This is a genomic window from Simiduia sp. 21SJ11W-1 (genome assembly GCF_024138675.1).
GTDB lineage: Bacteria > Pseudomonadota > Gammaproteobacteria > Pseudomonadales > Cellvibrionaceae > Simiduia.
In genome coordinates this window covers 1,457,501-1,476,101 of sequence record NZ_CP090959.1, presented here as the reverse complement: position 1 = coordinate 1,476,101, position 18,601 = coordinate 1,457,501, and the positions used below count along the sequence as shown (strand labels likewise).

11 protein-coding genes and 2 rRNA genes (1 of these 13 only partly in view) are annotated in these 18,601 nt (G+C 54.7%); 4 read left to right on the top strand and 9 right to left on the bottom strand.

Annotated elements, in window-relative coordinates; all coding sequences use genetic code 11:
- Nucleotides 1–93 precede the first annotated feature (93 nt).
- Nucleotides 94–588 carry a CinA family protein gene (locus tag L1F30_RS06555; protein WP_253360861.1) on the bottom strand — a complete coding sequence of 165 codons (495 nt, stop codon included), beginning with the start codon at nt 586–588 and terminating at the stop codon, nt 94–96.
- Between the two features lie 92 nt (nt 589–680).
- Here L1F30_RS06555 and mutS point away from each other — a divergent pair, with 92 nt between their 5' ends.
- A complete protein-coding gene (mutS, locus tag L1F30_RS06550) occupies nt 681–3,287 on the top strand; it encodes a DNA mismatch repair protein MutS (protein WP_253360859.1) in 2,607 nt (868 codons plus the stop codon).
- Nucleotides 3,288–3,373: 86 nt separating this feature from the next.
- Complete coding sequence (gene fdxA / locus L1F30_RS06545; RefSeq protein WP_183909304.1) at nt 3,374–3,697, top strand: ferredoxin FdxA; 324 nt, start codon at nt 3,374–3,376, stop codon at nt 3,695–3,697.
- 111 nt (nt 3,698–3,808) lie between these two features.
- On the opposite strand, the gene L1F30_RS06540 is transcribed toward fdxA, so the two are convergent.
- The 6 genes from L1F30_RS06540 to guaB all read right to left on the bottom strand — a co-directional run bounded on the left by L1F30_RS06540 (nt 3,809) and on the right by guaB (nt 11,742).
- On the bottom strand, nt 3,809–4,162 hold the full coding sequence (locus tag L1F30_RS06540) for an FHA domain-containing protein (protein ID WP_253360857.1): 354 nt from the start codon (nt 4,160–4,162) through the stop codon (nt 3,809–3,811).
- Between the two features lie 190 nt (nt 4,163–4,352).
- Nucleotides 4,353–6,680 (bottom strand): serine/threonine-protein kinase, encoded by a 2,328-nt coding sequence (locus L1F30_RS06535; protein ID WP_253360855.1) that lies wholly within the window; start codon nt 6,678–6,680, stop codon nt 4,353–4,355.
- Nucleotides 6,681–6,800: 120 nt separating this feature from the next.
- Nucleotides 6,801–7,163, bottom strand: a complete 363-nt coding sequence (locus tag L1F30_RS06530; RefSeq protein WP_253360853.1) for an FHA domain-containing protein — start codon at nt 7,161–7,163, stop codon at nt 6,801–6,803.
- A gap of 262 nt (nt 7,164–7,425) precedes the next feature.
- Nucleotides 7,426–8,370, bottom strand: coding sequence for a fibronectin type III domain-containing protein (locus tag L1F30_RS06525; RefSeq protein ID WP_253360851.1), 945 nt, complete (start codon nt 8,368–8,370; stop codon nt 7,426–7,428).
- Nucleotides 8,371–8,586: 216 nt separating this feature from the next.
- On the bottom strand, nt 8,587–10,164 hold the full coding sequence (gene guaA / locus L1F30_RS06520) for a glutamine-hydrolyzing GMP synthase (RefSeq protein ID WP_253360849.1): 1,578 nt from the start codon (nt 10,162–10,164) through the stop codon (nt 8,587–8,589).
- 102 nt (nt 10,165–10,266) lie between these two features.
- Nucleotides 10,267–11,742: an IMP dehydrogenase gene (gene guaB, locus L1F30_RS06515; RefSeq protein ID WP_253360847.1), complete on the bottom strand. Its 1,476-nt coding sequence runs from the start codon at nt 11,740–11,742 to the stop codon at nt 10,267–10,269.
- A gap of 216 nt (nt 11,743–11,958) precedes the next feature.
- On the opposite strand from guaB, the gene xseA reads away from it, so the two are divergent.
- Nucleotides 11,959–13,374 carry an exodeoxyribonuclease VII large subunit gene (gene xseA, locus L1F30_RS06510; protein ID WP_253360845.1) on the top strand — a complete coding sequence of 472 codons (1,416 nt, stop codon included), beginning with the start codon at nt 11,959–11,961 and terminating at the stop codon, nt 13,372–13,374.
- A 27-nt stretch (nt 13,375–13,401) separates the two neighbouring features.
- Nucleotides 13,402–15,000 carry a cation:proton antiporter family protein gene (locus tag L1F30_RS06505; protein ID WP_253360844.1) on the top strand — a complete coding sequence of 533 codons (1,599 nt, stop codon included), beginning with the start codon at nt 13,402–13,404 and terminating at the stop codon, nt 14,998–15,000.
- Nucleotides 15,001–16,514: 1,514 nt separating this feature from the next.
- Here L1F30_RS06505 and rrf read toward each other — a convergent pair.
- Nucleotides 16,515–16,630: ribosomal RNA gene (gene rrf / locus L1F30_RS06500) — 5S ribosomal RNA — on the bottom strand.
- Between the two features lie 270 nt (nt 16,631–16,900).
- Nucleotides 16,901–18,601, bottom strand: a 23S ribosomal RNA gene (locus L1F30_RS06495); it runs 1,185 nt beyond the window's last position.

The window sequence follows — 18,601 nt, the reverse complement described above, 5'->3', positions numbered from 1 at the left end:
ACGGGCTCTTGTTAGCTATAGGGCGGTCTGATGCCGCTTAGTTGTTGAGTAGCATAGGGCAAAATTACTGTATGCGCAACCAGTACTATACAATCATACAGTACTTTTTTTAAGCCGCTCTGCAAGCCCACTTAGCGCAGCCTCTACCGCCTGCACCCTTACCTTTTCGCGAGAACCTTCAAACAGGTAGTGCTCAGCGGTCGCTTTTTGGCCTTCATACCAAGCAATCCACACAGTACCTACGGGTTTATTGGCCGTGCCGCCGCCCGGGCCCGCAATGCCCGTAGTGGCTACCGCCCAGTTGCTTGCGGCCGCCTTGGCAGCCCCTGCCGCCATTTGCAAAGCCACCGCCTCACTCACCGCACCCTGCTCTGCCAATGCTTTGGCCTCTACGCCAAGTTGCGACACCTTGGCGGCATTGGCATAGGTCACCCAGCCGTATTCAAACCATGCGGAACTGCCAGCCACAGCAGTGAGCGCCTGGGCCAGGCCTCCACCTGTGCAGGATTCGGCGGTGCTTACCGTTTGGCCCAGCTGCGTTAGCGCTTGGGCGATTGTGTCTACGTATGAAGTTAGCGGGTGGGTCATGGGTTTATGTCGTTTATGGATGCCTTGGATTTGCGTAGAATACCCGCCCTATCTTCACCCTTACAGCCGCATCCAACAACCCAGTAGCCACTATGAATCAGCCAGTTAAAGATTTGTCTTCGCACACCCCCATGATGCAACAGTACTTGCGCATCAAGGCTGAACACCCCCAAGAAATGGTGTTTTACCGGATGGGTGACTTCTACGAGCTGTTCTTTGACGACGCGAAACAAGCCAGTGAAATGCTGGATGTCACCCTTACCGCCCGTGGCAAATCCAATGGCGAGCCCATCCCCATGGCGGGCATCCCCTTTCACGCCGCCGACGGCTACCTGGCCAGGCTGGTGAAGCTTGGGGTATCGGTTGCTATTTGCGAACAAATTGGTGACCCGGCCACCAGCAAAGGGCCGGTAGAACGCAAGGTGGTGCGCATTGTTACGCCAGGCACCGTCAGTGATGAGGCGTTGCTGGATGAGCGCCAGGACAACCTGCTGGTTGCGGTATACCAGCAAGGGGAAACCTATGGCCTGGCAAGCCTGGATATCGGCTCTGGCCGCTTTTTGGTGCTCGAAGTGGAAGGCGAGGCGGCACTCGCCGCCGAACTGCAGCGACTAAACCCCGCCGAACTCTTGGTGGCCGACACCCTGGCCGAGCAGCCTTTATTCGGCAACCGCAAAGGCTTGCGTCGGCGAGCGCCCTGGGAATTTGAGCTAGATACCGCACAGCACCTGCTGAATCAGCAATTTGGCACCCAGGATCTCGACGGATTTGGTTGCGGCCACCTGCACGCGGCGCTGGGCGCGGCTGGCTGCCTGTTGGCCTACGCACGGGAGACCCAACGCACCGCCCTGCCCCATATTCGGGCGCTGGGGGTAGAAAACCGCGATGAAGCCGTTGCCATGGATGCCGCCACCCGCCGCAACCTGGAAATAGACACCAATTTAAGCGGCGGCGACGAAAACACACTGCTGGCAGTATTAAACACAGCCGTAACCGCCATGGGCCGCCGGCTAATGCGGCGCTGGCTGAACCGGCCACTTCGCAATCGTGAGATTCTCACCGAACGCCAGGATGCCATCAGCTGGTTGCTGGCCGATTACGCCTTTGAGCCAATACGGCAAACCCTCAAACAAGTAGGTGATATGGAGCGCATCTTGGGCCGATTGGCACTGCGCTCGGCCCGCCCGCGCGACCTAAGCCGACTGCTGCATTCGCTGGCGGCCTTCCCACAGCTGCAGCAGCACTTGGCCTGCGCCCAGGCTGTGCGCGTAAACGCCCTAAGTGCACAAATTGGCGAGTTCCCGGAGCTTGTAGCCCTGCTAGACCGGGCGCTGGTTGAAAACCCACCGGTAGTGATTCGCGAGGGTGGCGTTATAGCAGAGGGCTTTGATGACGAGCTGGACGAGTTGCGCGCCATCAGCACCAACGCGGGCCAGTTTCTGGTGGACCTGGAAACCCGCGAGCGCGAACGCACCAAGCTTTCTACCTTAAAAGTGGGCTACAACCGGGTGCACGGCTACTTTATTGAGCTAAGCCGCGGCCAGGCAGATCAAGCGCCGGCAGACTACATTCGCCGGCAAACCCTCAAGAATGCCGAGCGCTTTATTACGCCGGAACTAAAAGAGTTTGAAGATAAGGCCTTGTCGGCCAAAAGCCGGGCACTCACCCGTGAAAAAGCGCTGTATGAATCATTACTGGAAACCCTTAACGAGCACCTGATCGCCCTGCAGGATGCCAGTGCGGCGGTATCTGAACTTGATGTGCTTACAAGCCTTGCCGAGCGCGCCGAGTGCCTGAACCTGTGTAAGCCCAGCCTTTCGGCCACCCCCGGCATCCATATTGTGCAGGGGCGCCACCCGGTTGTGGAGCAGGTATCAAGCAAGCCCTTTGTGGCCAACAATCTTACGCTCGATCGCGAGCGCCACATGCTGGTGATTACCGGCCCGAATATGGGCGGTAAATCTACCTACATGCGCCAAACCGCGCTGATTGTATTGCTTGCACAAATCGGCGCCTTTGTGCCGGCCAGCGAGTGCACCTTGGGCATGGTTGACCGCATTTTTACCCGTATAGGCTCTAGCGATGATCTCGCCAGCGGCCGCTCAACCTTTATGGTGGAAATGACCGAAACCGCGAACATCTTGCACAACGCCACCGACAACAGCCTGGTGCTGATGGACGAAGTGGGCCGTGGCACCAGCACCTTCGACGGCCTATCGCTCGCATGGGCAGCCGCCATGCATCTGGCCCAAAGTGTGAAGGCGTTTACCTTGTTTGCCACCCACTATTTTGAAATCACAGCGCTCCCGGAATCGGTGCCGGGCATTGCCAACGTGCACCTGAGCGCCACCGAGCATAAAGACAACATCGTATTCCTGCACCACATTCAGGAAGGGCCAGCCAGCCAAAGCTACGGTATTCAAGTGGCCAAGCTTGCCGGCATTCCGAGCGCGGTACTGGCTTTGGCCCAGCAACAACTGGCCCAGTTGGAGGCCGGCAGCCACCAGCCGGTGGTAGCGCCTAGCCCCATTGAAACGCCCAAACCCGCCCAGCCCGCACCCGCCGGCGGGCCGCTACAGAACGATCTTTTCAGCGCACCCTCGCACCCGGTAGTGGAGCAATTGGCTGAAATCGACCTAGACGACCTTTCACCCAGGCGCGCGCTGGAGCTGTTATACAAACTAAAACAGCAGATTTGAGGCATTTAACCGTTAAAAAGTTAGAAGCCTGCTAAAACTTGGGGTAGAATGCCCGCCGATTTTTCGTATAAGACGGAGTAGCGATAATGACGTTCGTTGTTGGTGAAAACTGTATCAAGTGTAAGCACACTGACTGCGTAGAAGTCTGCCCAGTAGATTGCTTCTACGAAGGCCCTAACTTCTTGGTAATTCACCCAGACGAATGTATCGACTGTGCGCTATGCGAGCCGGAGTGCCCGGTGAATGCCATTTTCTCGGAAGATGAACTGCCAGAAGGTCAGGAAGTATTCCTGGAGCTGAACGCAGAGCTGGCCGAAACCTGGCCCAACATTACCGAAATGAAAGACGCCCCGGCCGATGCCGCCGAATGGGATGGCGTTGAGGGCAAGCTGCAATACCTGGAGCGCTAAGCACGGGTTGCAGCAAGCTTAAAAAAAACCGCGCAATGCGCGGTTTTTTTATGGCGTAATTTTCGGGAGCTAGCGGCCCGGCAGTAACCAGGCAGCCCTCACCTTTCGCTGTTAGTCGTGCAGCATATGTACAGTACTGGCAAGGTTCTTTGCCTTGTGGTCTATCAGCTTGAATTCATTCCAACCAATTTTTACCACATCACCGGCGTGCAGCTGTACACGGCCGCTAATGCGCTCGCCATTAACGCGCGTACCATTGGTGCTGCCCAAATCTTCAATAATCACTTCCTGAAAGTCGGGGAAGTCCGGATTCGCGTTCAGGCTAACTACCGCATGGCGGCCGCTCACTGCGCCGTCATCAATTTGCACCCGGTTATCCGGGTGGCGGCCGATGGTTAAAGGCTCTGCCGCCAAATCAAATTTATTTACCACTACATCGTCAATGAGTTGCGCTAACTGAGCCATATCTAAACCTCTTACGTTTTCTCACAAAGCATGGGCAAAGCCCCGCGATTGTTAACCTATGCCCAAGGCCAGGCTTGTTTTAATTACTGAGCGCCCCTGCGGCCAGCCCCGCTATGGGCGGTACATCATCTAGCATTCGACTGCTAAGCACACGATTGGTTTCACGCCGGTGGCCCGCCTATTGCCAAGGTTACTGCTGAAAATCCCGCGCCAGGGATTTACGCAATGCATCTGCCATCTCCTTGGCGGTTTGGTAGCGCTCTGCCGGTTCCTTTTGCAACGCCTTATTGGTAATGCGGGTGGCGCTTGCTGGCAACTCCTGGCGATGGCTACGCACACTCGGGTGCTTACCCTGCAAAATGTTGTAGGTTAAATTCGCCAGGGAGTCACCATCATAGGGCAGTTTACCCGTTAAAAGCTGGTACATGGTCACACCCAAGCTGTAGATGTCGGCACTCTCACCCACACGGGCGCCTTTAAGCTGCTCGGGCGACATATACAGCGGGCTGCCCATCACATCGCCGGTGCGGGTTTTGGAGTTATCTACCAAGCGCGCAATGCCAAAATCACTGACCTTCATACGGCCGGTTTCCGCATCATAAAGCAGATTGCTGGGTTTGATATCGCGGTGCACAATCTGGTGTTTGTGGGCATAAAACAGCGCGTCTGCCGCCTTTGCCATCAGCCCGTATACAATGGGCACCGGCAACAGGCGCTCGGGTGAACAATAAAAATTCAATGCGCGCCCCGGCACAAAATCCATGGCGATATAAGCAAGATCCGCCTCTTCACCCACATCAAATACCGACACAATATTGGGGTGGCTCAAGCGCCCGGCCGCCTCGGCCTCTCGGAAAAAACGGGCCTTTACGCCGTCAAGTTGATTGGGCTCAAAATGCTTGTAATGCAGCGTTTTCACCGCCACCATGCGCCCGATTCGCGGGTCGCGGGCAAGGTACACAACGCCCATTGCGCCGCGGCCCAGCTCCTTTTGAATTTCATAGCGGCCCAGCACAGGTTTATTGATAATTTGCTCATCGATAACCAGCGTGGCATCCAGGCCCGTGCCCGCCGGATTTTTGGAAATTTCCTGCAACCGCTTCAAGCGCGCTTTTACATCTGCAAATCTCGCTGATCGCGACAAGATACTGGCATACAAAGATTCAGCCTGATCATACCGGCGCTGTTTTTCGTAGCCTTGGGCCAGTTCGTACTTCACAGCCAGCTGCCAGGGTTCTGGCCTGCAAGCTTCTACATCGCTGATGGTTTTCTCGGCCTCGGCCAGTTGGCCCGCCTTAATTTGCTCGCGCAAGATCCGCTGCCAGGCTTGCGCCCAACTTGCCTGTAACCGGCGCGCAGGCCAACTCAAAAGCCCTGCCGCTAAGCGCAAACCGGAGACAGTGACAACAAATAACACGCCCACACCGACCGGCAGCCACCACTGGTAATACACCTGGGCGCCAATTTGCAGGCCAATCAGCAGCGCCAACAGAATGATGACGCTCAACACAAAAACCGCCGTACGCGCCTTAAACGCAAGTGGCGCGAACAGCAGCCCTAGCACCAATATAAACCCCACGCTCCAGTAACCGCCCCAAGCGGGCGACTTGGGGTAATGATTGGCTAACAAGGTGTTTAAGGCTGCGGCGCTTAGCTGCGCGTAGCGGCTATCTTGGCCGGTGACCAACAACAAATCAGCCCCTTGGAGGTGCGCTTCGGCGGCGGCCATAGGCGCACTCAATGCCGTTAGCCGAAAATCCACGGGGAGGTAGCCATCGCGCGCAACGCTTCGCTGCCAATTGCCCTTGGCGGCTGTGGCCGTTAACAGGCCTGCCTGCCACTCAAACTGAGAGAGGTTTTCCAGGTCGGCGGCAAACAACAACGGCGCACCGGCAATATGTTGAGTGGGTGAAATTTTCCACCACAATGGCATTGAGGATGCAGGACCTGCACCCAGAAAAGCGTAGCGCCCAAACTGCCAGTCGAACGGGTGTAACTCATTACCAATAGCCCGAGGCTCAAATAGCCACTGCAAGGCACCTGCCTGCCAACTGGCAGTAGCTCGCATCACATTAACCGGCTCGCCACTGCCTTGGGCCAACTGCCCCCAAGGTAAAAACCAGTGGATATCACGGGCTTCAAGAAAATCCTGCCAGCGGGCCAATTGTGCCAGCCGCAAGCGCAGCTGATCAGCTTGCGCAGGGCTTGCATCAGGCGCCTCTAGTACGGCAAGCGCCTGGGAAATATCTTCCGCGCTAACATAACCGTTTGGGCGAAATGCCGAGGGCAAAAATACCCCCACGCCAATGTCCCGGTTGCTAACTGCTTTCAGTTCTTCGGTAAGGGTATGATCTGCCGGATTTGCAACAAAGGCTTGCAGCACGTCATCGGGAAGCTCTGCCACAACCACCTTTACCGGGGCCTCTGGCGGCGCCTGCAAAGAATAGGCGGCGCCGAGCGCCCGCTGATCCAGCCACTGGCTAAGATTCTGTAGGCTCGCCGGCCAATACGGCTGCACGACAAAAGCCGCCACCAGCGCAATGTAGGCCAATTGAGCAATACCAAATTGAGTGAAAAATCGCCAAGGCGCGAGCATAAAACAAAGGCCGCTTATTGTTATAAAGGGTGCAGTTTACCTTTATTTTTCAGTGGTGTAATAAACCCCGGGTATCCAGCTTTTCTTTATTTTCAGCGTTTGCTCCATACCGGCGGGCAAGTGCTCTACACGGGTAAATTCGTGCAAACCCACAGTAAGCCACTGCCCCTCTGCCAATATACCGCTTGCGCACTTTTTACCCTCAAGGCTCACACCGTTGGTGCTACCCAGATCCTTGAACGCAAACTGGGCCTCATCGGTAAGCATAATCTCTGCATGTAGGCTTGATACAGTGCCATCTTCCAGCACTATGTCGTTTTCTGTACTGCGGCCAATACGCAAGGGGCCATCTACCACATAGTGCGCCACCAAGGCGCCGTTTAAACAATGTTGTAAGAAGGCCATCTTAAATCCTCTGGTTCAGCCACGTGTCGTTATTATTGCCCTTACTGCGCAGAACAGTAGCGTTCAGCTACGGGCACTCACATGCTAGCACTCCGGGGCCTGATAAGGCGCCAAATGGCGCACAGTGTGGAGGATAAACAGGTTTTTGACGGGCATACAACCGCTGCCACCACGCAACTAAGGCACCTGGAAAAAGCTAGCCCTGCAAATACGCAACCAAAGCACGGCTTACCTTTTAACCGCCAAGGCCAACTTATACGTGTTAAATATTAACCTTCGCGGGCACAAACTGGCTGTACAAACCGTTTACATCATATGCCGCCACTTCAAACTCATAGGTGCCGTAAAAATCGCCCAGGAAAAAAGAGTCGGCATAACCATCTTCCACCGTCACATAGGTGAAATCTGTATCGCCTGCCACGCGATAGCGCACCTCATAACCACCGATTTCCGAAACATCCAGATATTCGCCATTTTCTCGCTGGGTTGGCGTATTCCAATTTACCGTTACCGGGCCGCTCACGTCCACTGGCCCAGCTATAGGCTCGGGTGTGGGCTCAGGCGTAGGTTCCGGTGTGGGCTCGGGAGTGGGTTCGGGTGTAGGCTCTGGAGTAGGCTCTGGAGTAGGCTCTGGAGTAGGCTCTGGAGTGGGCTCAGGTGTGGGCTCGGGTGTAGGCTCTGGAGTGGGTTCGGGTGTAGGCTCTGGAGTGGGCTCAGGTGTGGGCTCGGGTGTAGGCTCTGGAGTGGGTTCGGGTGTAGGCTCTGGAGTGGGCTCAGGTGTGGGCTCGGGTGTAGGCTCTGGAGTGGGCTCGGGTGTAGGTTCGGGTATTGGCTCAGGCGTGGGCTCAGGTGTGGGTGCAGGCGTTGCCCAGCGGCCTCTATTCTTTTCATTGGATTCGATGTTTTTATCATGCTTGGGGGCCGAGAATGCCGTAACCGACATAACCGGCGACGCAAGTGCCACCAACATCGCAGCGCGCCGCAACACCAATTGCCAATTCAATGACCGGCGCAGCTGCCAGCGCGTGACATAACCAAGATCAATCAGCACATCACCCAATACGTGGCGCTGGCGCCCATGCTTGACCGTGCACTTATCCAGTTCTCGCCGGCGCTGCTGTTCAGCAATGGCTTCAATCAGCTGTTCGCGGGTAATGACTCCGCGATCAACTAATAAATCACCCAAGCGATCACGATTGGTTTTCATGGCGCCCCCTTTCGATGCGCAAACGAAGCTTGTTCACACATTCTAGCGGAGAAGGTCCACGCGCTTACTAACCATTAGGTATAACGGATTCCGGTGACAGAGCGCAGGTTTTTATTAAGGGAACTTCCTTCGTATGTGCTCGCGAAACCACGTGTTAAAGGAATAAAAAAAGCCCCGCTTAAGCGGGGCTTCTAAAATCAAGCCTTTAAAAAGGCATTATTCCCACTCGATGGTCGCTGGCGGCTTGCTTGAAACATCGTAAGCCACCCTTGAGATACCAGAGATTTCATTAATAATGCGATTGGAAACAGTCTCTAATAATTCGTAGGGTAAGTGCGCCCAACGCGCTGTCATAAAGTCGATGGTTTCAACGGCCCGCAGCGACACCACCCACTCGTAACGACGGCCATCACCCACCACACCCACTGATTTTACTGGCAGAAAAACAGCAAAGGCCTGCGAGGTTTTGTGATACCAATCTGCTTTGTGTAACTCTTCCAGAAAGATTGCATCTGCCTCACGCAATATATCGGCGTATTCTTTTTTCACTTCACCCAAAATTCGCACACCAAGGCCCGGGCCCGGGAAGGGGTGACGGTAAACCATGTCGTAGGGCAAGCCCAATTCCAGGCCGATTTTTCGCACTTCATCTTTGAAGAGTTCGCGCAATGGCTCAACCAATTCGAACGCCATATCCTCTGGCAGGCCACCCACGTTGTGGTGTGATTTGATCACGTGCGCCTTGCCGGTTTTACTGGCGGCAGACTCAATCACATCGGGGTAGATAGTGCCTTGCGCCAACCACTTAACGCCTTTGAGCTTTGTGGCCTCGGCGTCAAATACGTCAATAAACGTGTTGCCAATAATTTTGCGCTTTTGCTCAGGGTCATTCACGCCTTTCAAACGCGATAAGAACTGCTCTTCTGCGTCTACGCGAATCACTTTCACGCCCATGTTCTTGGCGAACATGTCCATAACCTGATCGCCTTCGTTTTTGCGCAGCAAGCCGTTATCAACAAATACGCACGTAAGCTGATCGCCAATGGCTTTGTGCAGCAGGGCTGCAACCACAGAGGAATCTACGCCACCTGAAAGGCCAAGCAATACGTTATCGCTACCCACCTGCTCGCGCACACGCGCGATGGCATCTTCTACGATGTTAGCCGGCGTCCAAAGCGCTTTACAGCCACAGAGCTCAAGTACGAAGTGCTCGAAAATGCGCTTACCCTGCAGCGTGTGAGTCACCTCAGGGTGAAACTGCACGCCGTAGAACTCTTTTTCTTCGCAGTACATACCCGCAATTGGGCAGGACTCTGTGGAGGCCATCAACTCAAAACCTTTGGGCATACCGATGACTTTATCGCCATGGCTCATCCACACATCCAGCAGGCCGGCACCGTCGTCTGCCAGGTGATCTTTAATATCGTGCAGGAGTGCGCTGTTGCCGTGTACCTTCACCCGTGCATAGCCAAATTCCCGCACGTCACTGGTGGACACCTTGCCACCCAGCTGCTCTGCCATGGTCTGCATACCGTAGCAAATGCCCAGCACCGGCACGCCCAGGTTAAACACCAGATCTGCAGCACGCGGTGAGGCGCCGGCAGTTACAGATTCCGGGCCACCCGACAAAATAATGCCTTTGGGATCGAAATCGCGAATCTCTTCGTCGGTCATATCGAAGGCGCGAATTTCGGAGTAAACACCAATTTCACGAATGCGACGTGCAATTAACTGGGTGTACTGCGAACCGAAATCGAGAATCAAAATGCGTTGTGCGTGAATATCTTGGCTCATGAGTAAAGACAACTCTTGCTATCAAAGGCTAAGGGTTTTCAAACCCCAAAAACAAAAGTGACCGGCCTCGGCCGATCACTGTGACGTCAAAACTGCGTTGCGCTAGCGGCCACCCACCGGGTAGTTGGGCGCCTCTTTGGTGATGCTCACATCGTGCACATGGCTTTCGCCCATACCGGCACTGGTGACGCGCACAAACTGAGGTTTATTGCGCATGGTGCCCAAATCAATGGAACCTGTGTAGCCCATGGCCGAGCGTAGCCCACCCATCATCTGATGCACAATGGCAGACAAGGGCCCTTTGTAGGGCACGCGCCCTTCAATACCCTCGGGCACCAACTTTTCTGCACCTTGGCTGGCATCCTGAAAATAGCGATCAGAAGAGCCCTGGGTGCGCGCCATGGCACCGAGTGAACCCATACCACGGTAAGACTTATAAGTACGGCCTTGGTAGAGTTCCACCTCGCCCGGCGCCTCTTCGGTACCGGCAAACATCGAGCCCATCATGATGCAGTGGGCACCGGCCACAACGGCCTTGGAGATATCGCCCGAAAAGCGGATGCCGCCGTCTGCGATTACCGGCACATCTGTGCCTTTCAGTGCTTCAGCAACATTGGCAATGGCTGAAATTTGCGGCACACCCACGCCGGTCACAATGCGGGTAGTACAAATGGAGCCAGGGCCAATACCTACTTTAACGCCATCTGCGCCCGCCGCCACCAAGGCTTTGGCGGCCTCAGCAGTCGCAATATTGCCGCCTATTACCTGGATCTCTGGGTACATTTCCTTAATGCGGCTTACGCGGTTCAACACGTTTTTGGAGTGGCCGTGGGCGGTGTCTACCACCAGCACATCCACACCGGCATCTACCAGTGCTTTTACGCGGTCATCGGTATCGGGGCTGGTGCCCACTGATGCACCTACGCGCAAGCGGCCGGCCGGATCTTTACAGGCGCTGGGGAAGTTTTCAGCCTTGCTGATATCTTTTACGGTAATCAAACCACGCAGTTCAAACTTGTCGTTTACCACCAGCACTTTCTCAATGCGGTGCTTGTGTAACAGGCCACGCACAACTTCTGGCGCTTCGCCTTCTTGCACAGTCACCAGCTGATCTTTTGGTGTCATGATGGTGGCCACTTTGGCCTCCATGCTGGTTTCAAAGCGCACGTCACGCCCGGTAACAATGCCCACCAGGTCGCCATTTTCCAGTACCGGCACACCCGAGATGTTGTTGGCACGGGTCAGTGCCACTAGCTCGGCAATGGTCGCATTGGCATCAATGGTAATGGGATCTTGCACGACACCCGCTTCGAATTTCTTGACCTTGCGCACTTCCAAAGCCTGCTGCTCAATGGACATGCTCTTATGGATAATTCCTATACCACCCTCTTGGGCTATGGCGATGGCCAGGCGCGACTCGGTGACGGTATCCATCGCCGCAGACACCAGCGGGATATTCAACTGAATGCCACGGGTTAATTGTGTTTTCAGGGAGACGTCTTTGGCGGTGATGTCGGAGTAACCGGGCACCAGTAAAACATCATCAAAAGTTAAAGCTTCCTGCGCAATTCGCAACATAGTTTGCAGCCAACCTAGGTAAATAGAAGGTCTAGAAGGTAAACGGCGAATTATAACGCCTAGGCCCATAGGGGTAAACTGGGAACTTAACTAATAACTTAACTCCCGCCCATGACAGGCCGGTGACCTCTCCAAGCAAAGCTCGCCCTCATAGCTGCAAATCGTTATAGTTCGCGCCTATAAGCCTCAGGCCGCACACACCCATAGGACAGTACCATGCCCGCCCCCGAGCGCCAGATCCTGACAGTCACCCAACTTAACCGCCAAGCCAGGCAGCTGCTGGAAACACACCTGTCGCTCGCCTGGATTGAGGGTGAAATCAGCAATCTGGCGCAGCCTGCCTCTGGACACTGCTACTTCACGTTAAAAGATGCAGGCGCGCAGGTACGCTGCGCAATGTTCAAAAACCGGCGGCAGTTCTCAAAGGTTGCACCCGCCAACGGCATGAAGGTACTGATCAGGGGCCGAGTCAGCCTGTACGAAGGCCGTGGCGACTACCAACTGATTGTTGAACACATGGAAGATGCGGGCCTAGGGGCGCTCCAGCGCGCCTTTGACGCCTTGCGTGACAAACTGGATGCCTTGGGGCTATTCCAGGCCGCGCGCAAACGCCCGCTGCCGCGCCCAGCCCGGCACATCGCCATCATAACCTCCCGTACAGGTGCGGCCCTGCAGGATATATTGTCGGTATTTGAGCGCCGCTGGCCCGGCCAGCCATTAACGCTCCTGCCGGTGGCCGTGCAAGGTGACGCCGCTTCCGGGCAAATCATTCAGGCCATAGAGCGGGCGAACCGCGCCAAGCTGTTTGATGTGATCTTGCTTGCCCGTGGCGGCGGCTCACTGGAAGACCTTTGGGCATTCAATGATGAAAGTCTCGCCCACGCCATCGTCAATAGTGAACTGCCCGTAATTACGGGTGTTGGCCATGAAACCGACACCACCATTGCAGACTTCGCCGCCGATGTGCGCGCGCCTACGCCATCAGCGGCCGCGGAACTACTTTCGCCGAGCATAGATGAATGGCTGACAAGGTGTACACAAATTGACCAACGCCTTCATAAATTCACCTGCAATCTACTCTCCGGCCATCAAAAGCACCTGGGTTTTCTAAGCCATCGCTTACAACGCTGCCGCCCAAGCACGGATCAAAAAGCCCAAACGCTAGACATCATTGGCGCAAGGCTGCACGCTGCAACCCTTGGCCCTATAAATAAAGGCCAACAACGGCTAGCGAACATTCGCCATCAGCTGACCCGCTTACACCCCAGCCGCCAGCTTTCCCGCGCACAGGAACGTTTAACTGGCGCCACCTTACGGCTCCTTAAGGCCAGCCCGCAAAAAGATATTGCCGAGTCAGCCACGCAAGTGGCGCGCCTTCAGCAACAAGCCGCCAAGTCAATTAAACAGCAGCTTGAGCGGCAGCAAACTAAACTGCAAAACAGTGCACATAACCTGAACAACCTAAGCCCGCTGCAAACACTGCAGCGCGGTTACGCAATTGCCACAACCAAAGAAAAGGCTGTTATCACCCAAAGCACCCAGGTCAATATTAACGACACCGTAGAAATAACCCTCGCAGACGGCAGCCTTACCACCACCGTACGTGCCGTACATACACCCGAAATTACTTAGCACAACCCATAAGAAGCCAATAACACTATGGAAAGCCTTATCATTCTTGCAGCCTTCGCTTTTGGTTTTGGAGCACGGCAAATCGGCCAACCACCTTTGGTTGGCTATTTGATTGCCGGTTTTGCACTGGGCCGCCTGGGCTTTGAATCCACCGATGCCATTACCACCATTGCCGACACCGGCATTGCGTTAATGTTGTTCATCATCGGCTTGAAGCTAGATTTGAAAAGCTTGTTCAAACCTGAAATTTACCGCTCAACCATTCAGCACGGTCTGGTATTTGGCGCGGTCACCTTCGCGTTTGTGCTATTTCTAGGCGTACTTGGGCTGCCTTTGGTGAGTGATGTAACCTGGGAGCAAGCCACCCTTATTGCCTTTGCCTTGAGCTTCAGCTCTACCGTATGCGCCGTTGCAATGCTGGAAGAACGAGGCGAGTTTCGCGTACGTCACGGGCAGCTGGCTGTGGGCATACTCATTGTTCAGGATATTATCGCGGTACTTTTCTTAACAGTTTCCACCGGCAAAATTCCTTCCTTGTGGGCCCTGCTCTTACCACTGCTATTTTTCGCCCGGCCATTATTTAGCTACATTCTCAAAGCCAGCGGCCACGATGAAATACTGATTCTTTCCGGCATCATCCTAACCTTTGCGGGCAGCCTGTTATTCGAACTTGTGGGCATGAAAGCGGATTTGGGCGCACTGATTTTCGGCATGCTCCTAAGCGGAGACAAAAAGTCTGGCGAACTTGCCAAGTCTATGATCAGCTTTAAAGACATCTTCCTGATTGGCTTTTTCCTGAATATTGGCCTCTCTGCCAGCCCGACCTTGGAAATGTTAGGCATCGCGCTACTGCTTTGCTTACTGCTCCCGCTTAAAGGTATGGCCTTTGTTTATATCTTGTCGCGCTACAAAATGCGTGTACGTACCGCGTTACTGGCAGGCCTCGCCCTTACCCAATACAGCGAATTCGGCCTGATTGTAGCCACTTTGTCACTGCAACTTGGCTGGCTAAGCGAAGATTGGCTAGCCACACTCGCGATTGCCGTGTCTCTGTCTTTTGCACTCTCGACACTTGTTAATAACCGCTCACATACGCTATACAGCCGATTCAAAGACAGGCTGAAACGTTTTGAGCGAGATCTCGTAACCGACGACGATCCGCAATGCCCCGCACGCTCGGTTGATGTACTCATAGTCGGCATGGGCCGAGTGGGATCGGGTGCTTACGATACGATTGTTTCGCAATACAACCTGAAAGTGTGTGGCGTAGATACAGATAAAAAGAAAATTGAAAAGCACACAGCTTCCGGCAGAAAAGTAATTTATGGCGATGCAGAAGATGCCGACTTCTGGGAAGGGCTAAAGAATACCCGCTACAAACTCGTGATGTTTACCATGCCGTCACTGTCTGAAATGATTGATGCAGTAAATCAGCTCCGCGCATCAGGTTATCAAGGCAAAGTTGCCGCAGTAGCAAAGTACGACGATGAACGCGAAGCAATGAAGCGGGCCGGGGCAAATGTTGTATTCAACTACTACGCACAGGCGGGTGCAGGTTTTGCCGAACACACGCTATCGAATGTGATGGATATTCTCCCCGAGAAACCCGCTACCCAAGCAGGGTGAAAACTATCGGGGCCTGACTTCTAGTCTCTGGCCTCTAGTAAAAGCAAAGCCCAACCGCCAGCCGGTTGGGCTTTTTTGTTTTAAGGTGTGCGGCATCTATATGCGCGATCGGTGGGCTTTGCTGACACCGCCCTTTAGCAGGTTTTACTAAAGTTTGGCGCCAACCCTTCAAGCCAAGGGCACACCCTAGCCAGCCCTAGTCGCCAGCAGCGCGAGCCGCTATCTATGCAACCATGTCCGACCCAGCTACCGGCACGCTCTCACCCGGGGGCGGCCATCCGCTTGCAGCACAGGCTAGGTCGCATGGGCCCGGTATTTAGTGAAAATAAGAAATCGTGTTCCAAAAAAACAAAACCCCCGCTGGTATCCAGCGGGGGTTTTGTTTTTTAGAAGCTTGACGATGTCCTACTCTCGCATGGGGGCGTAGCGATGCGCTTAGGCTGCGACTAGCAGCCTCCATCGCGAAGCGCCGGAGGTTCCACCGACGGCCGGATCGCCGGTCCGACGCCTCGGGAGCGGCCCCATGACCGCCAAGGATGGCGGGAATGCCGAACATGCAGGAGCATTATTCGGCCAGGTAAAGAGAGGGTGGTGCGGCACTCCGACTTTCCCCAGGTGGGAGTAGGACATTTGCCCACCTACATCCCAGACAAAGAAAAACACCCTGCAGGACTAATCGGCCAGGAGCCGATTAGCGCAGCGTTAGCTGGCCGAAGGCCGAGCCCAAGGAAGGGCGAGTGATTACCTACAGGGCGTTTTGATTTAGATCGGTTCGCCGCTGCGACTTGACGATGTCCTACAGTTGGTTGCGAGCAGCGCTCGCACTACAAGCGCAGCGCAGGAGAACAGCTTTAGCTGGCCCGAAGGGTGAGCCGAGCAACGGCGAATCATCGCTGCGCGTGATGCGGCACACCGACGCTGACGCGCCCCTACGCCGTGCGGTGCGGCCGGCGAGGTGCGGCCATCCGCTTGCAGCACAGGCTAGGTCGCATGGGCCCGGTATTTAGTGAAAATAAGAAATCGTGTTCACAAAAAACAAAACCCCCGCTGGAATCCAGCGGGGGTTTTGTTTTTTAGAAGCTTGACGACCGGCTGTCGCCGGCCCGGCCCAATGCTAGCATTGGGCGTTCGCCATTCGCAAATTGTTTGCTCCGACACTTCGGTTTGCGTCGCTGCGCGTGATGCGGCATTCCGACCATGGCTCACCCTACTCTCGCATGGGGGCGAGACGGGACGGCCACCCGGGCGCGTTTAGGTTGCGACCAGCAACCTGCGCTGGCTCGCGCGGCCAGCTATGCTGGTCGCCGGACCGCCGGTCCGACGCCTCGGGAGCGGCCCCATGACCGCCAAGGATGGCGGGAATGCCGAACATGCAGGAGCATTATTCGGCCAGGTAAAGAGAGGGTGGTGCGGCACTCCGACTTTCCCCAGGTGGGAGTAGGACATTGCCCACCTACATCCCAGACAAAGAAAAACGCCCTGCAGGATAACCTACAGGGCGTTTTAATTTAGAAGCTTGACGATGTCCTACTCTCGCATGGGGAAACCCCACACTACCATCGGCGCTAAGTCGTTTCACTACTGAGTTCGGAATGGGATCAGGTGGTTCCAACTCGCTATGGTCGTCAAGCAAACTGGTTTGGTCTGTGGCTGGTCTTACCTGAGTTATCAGGGCCTCTTCACTGAACCAAATAGGGTGGTAAATGACCTCCAGGGATGGAGGGAATCAGGGTAATGCAGGAGCAATTACCGTGATCAAGTTGTAATCTTTGCTGGATGAACGGTGGTCAACACACGTGTTCAACTTCATTTGCTTTGCCTTTCGGCTGTTACGTATTTCTTCAGATCGTTGGCCAATCAAACAGACTTTCGTGTCAGTCAACACAATCGTTTCTGTTATATGGTCAAGCCTCACGAGCAATTAGTACGGGTTAGCTCAATGCCTCGCAGCACTTCCACATCCCGCCTATCAACGTCGTAGTCTTCAACGGCTCTTTAGGAGACTTAAAGTCTCAGGGAGAACTTATCTTGAAGGAGGCTTCCCGCTTAGATGCTTTCAGCGGTTATCCCGTCCGAACGTAGCTACCCGGCAATGCCATTGGCATGACAACCGGAACACCAGAGGTTCGTCCACTCCGGTCCTCTCGTACTAGGAGCAGCTCTTCTCAATTCTCCAACGCCCACGGCAGATAGGGACCGAACTGTCTCACGACGTTCTAAACCCAGCTCGCGTACCACTTTAAATGGCGAACAGCCATACCCTTGGGACCGGCTTCAGCCCCAGGATGTGATGAGCCGACATCGAGGTGCCAAACACCGCCGTCGATGTGAACTCTTGGGCGGTATCAGCCTGTTATCCCCGGAGTACCTTTTATCCGTTGAGCGATGGCCCTTCCATACAGAACCACCGGATCACTATGACCTACTTTCGTACCTGCTCGACGTGTCAGTCTCGCAGTCAAGCTGGCTTGTGCCATTACACTAACCTCCTGATTTCCGACCAGGATTAGCCAACCTTCGTGCTCCTCCGTTACTCTTTGGGAGGAGACCGCCCCAGTCAAACTGCCCACCATGCACTGTCCGCAACCCGGATAACGGGCCGACGTTAGAACCTCAAACATACCAGGGTGGTATTTCAAGGACGGCTCCACCACAACTAGCGTCATGGTTTCAAAGCCTCCCACCTATCCTACACAAATAGGTTCAAAGTTCAGTGCAAAGCTACAGTAAAGGTTCACGGGGTCTTTCCGTCTAGCCGCGGGTACACTGCATCTTAACAGCGATTTCAATTTCACTGAGTCTCGGGTGGAGACAGCGCCGCCATCATTACGCCATTCGTGCAGGTCGGAACTTACCCGACAAGGAATTTCGCTACCTTAGGACCGTTATAGTTACGGCCGCCGTTTACCGGGGCTTCGATCAAGAGCTTCGCCGAAGCTAACCCCATCAATTAACCTTCCGGCACCGGGCAGGCGTCACACCCTATACGTCCACTTACGTGTTTGCAGAGTGCTGTGTTTTTAATAAACAGTTGCAGCGGCCTGGTTACTTCGACCACCAACAGCTTACGGGGCAAGCCCTTCACCGTCAGTGGTGCACCTTCTCCCGAAGTTACGGTGCTATTTTGCCTAGTTCCTTCACCCGAGTTCTCTCAAGCGCCTTGGTATTCTCTACCTGATCACCTGTGTCGGTTTACAGTACGGTTCTTTGTTACCTGAAGCTTAGAAGCTTTTCTTGGAAGCATGGCATCAACCACTTCGCTCAATAAATTGAGCTCGTCATCAGTTCTCAGCCTTAGGAATCCGGATTTGCCTAAATTCCCAGCCTACAACCTTAAACACGGACAACCAACGCCGTGATGGCCTAGCCTTCTCCGTCCCTCCATCGCAGTAACAAAAAGTGCAGGAATATTAACCTGCTTCCCATCGACTACGCATTTCTGCCTCGCCTTAGGGGCCGACTAACCCTGTCCCGATTAACGTTGGACAGGAAACCTTGATCTTCCGGCGGGGGAGTTTTTCACTCCCCTTGTCGTTACTCATGTCAGCATTCGCACTTCTGATACCTCCAGCATGCCTGACAACACACCTTCAACAGCTTA

Bases quoted from the DNA above. Each gene is read 5' to 3' on its own strand.
- L1F30_RS06530 (WP_253360853.1), bottom strand. From the start codon at position 7,163: ATGGCCTTCTTACAACATTGTTTAAACGGCGCCTTGGTGGCGCACTAT.
- L1F30_RS06525 (WP_253360851.1), bottom strand. From the start codon at position 8,370: ATGAAAACCAATCGTGATCGCTTGGGTGATTTATTAGTTGATCGCGGA.
- guaA (WP_253360849.1), bottom strand. From the start codon at position 10,164: ATGAGCCAAGATATTCACGCACAACGCATTTTGATTCTCGATTTCGGT.
- mutS (WP_253360859.1), top strand. From the start codon at position 681: ATGAATCAGCCAGTTAAAGATTTGTCTTCGCACACCCCCATGATGCAA.
- fdxA (WP_183909304.1), top strand. From the start codon at position 3,374: ATGACGTTCGTTGTTGGTGAAAACTGTATCAAGTGTAAGCACACTGAC.
- guaB (WP_253360847.1), bottom strand. From the start codon at position 11,742: ATGTTGCGAATTGCGCAGGAAGCTTTAACTTTTGATGATGTTTTACTG.
- L1F30_RS06505 (WP_253360844.1), top strand. From the start codon at position 13,402: ATGGAAAGCCTTATCATTCTTGCAGCCTTCGCTTTTGGTTTTGGAGCA.
- L1F30_RS06540 (WP_253360857.1), bottom strand. From the start codon at position 4,162: ATGGCTCAGTTAGCGCAACTCATTGACGATGTAGTGGTAAATAAATTT.
- xseA (WP_253360845.1), top strand. From the start codon at position 11,959: ATGCCCGCCCCCGAGCGCCAGATCCTGACAGTCACCCAACTTAACCGC.
- L1F30_RS06555 (WP_253360861.1), bottom strand. From the start codon at position 588: ATGACCCACCCGCTAACTTCATACGTAGACACAATCGCCCAAGCGCTA.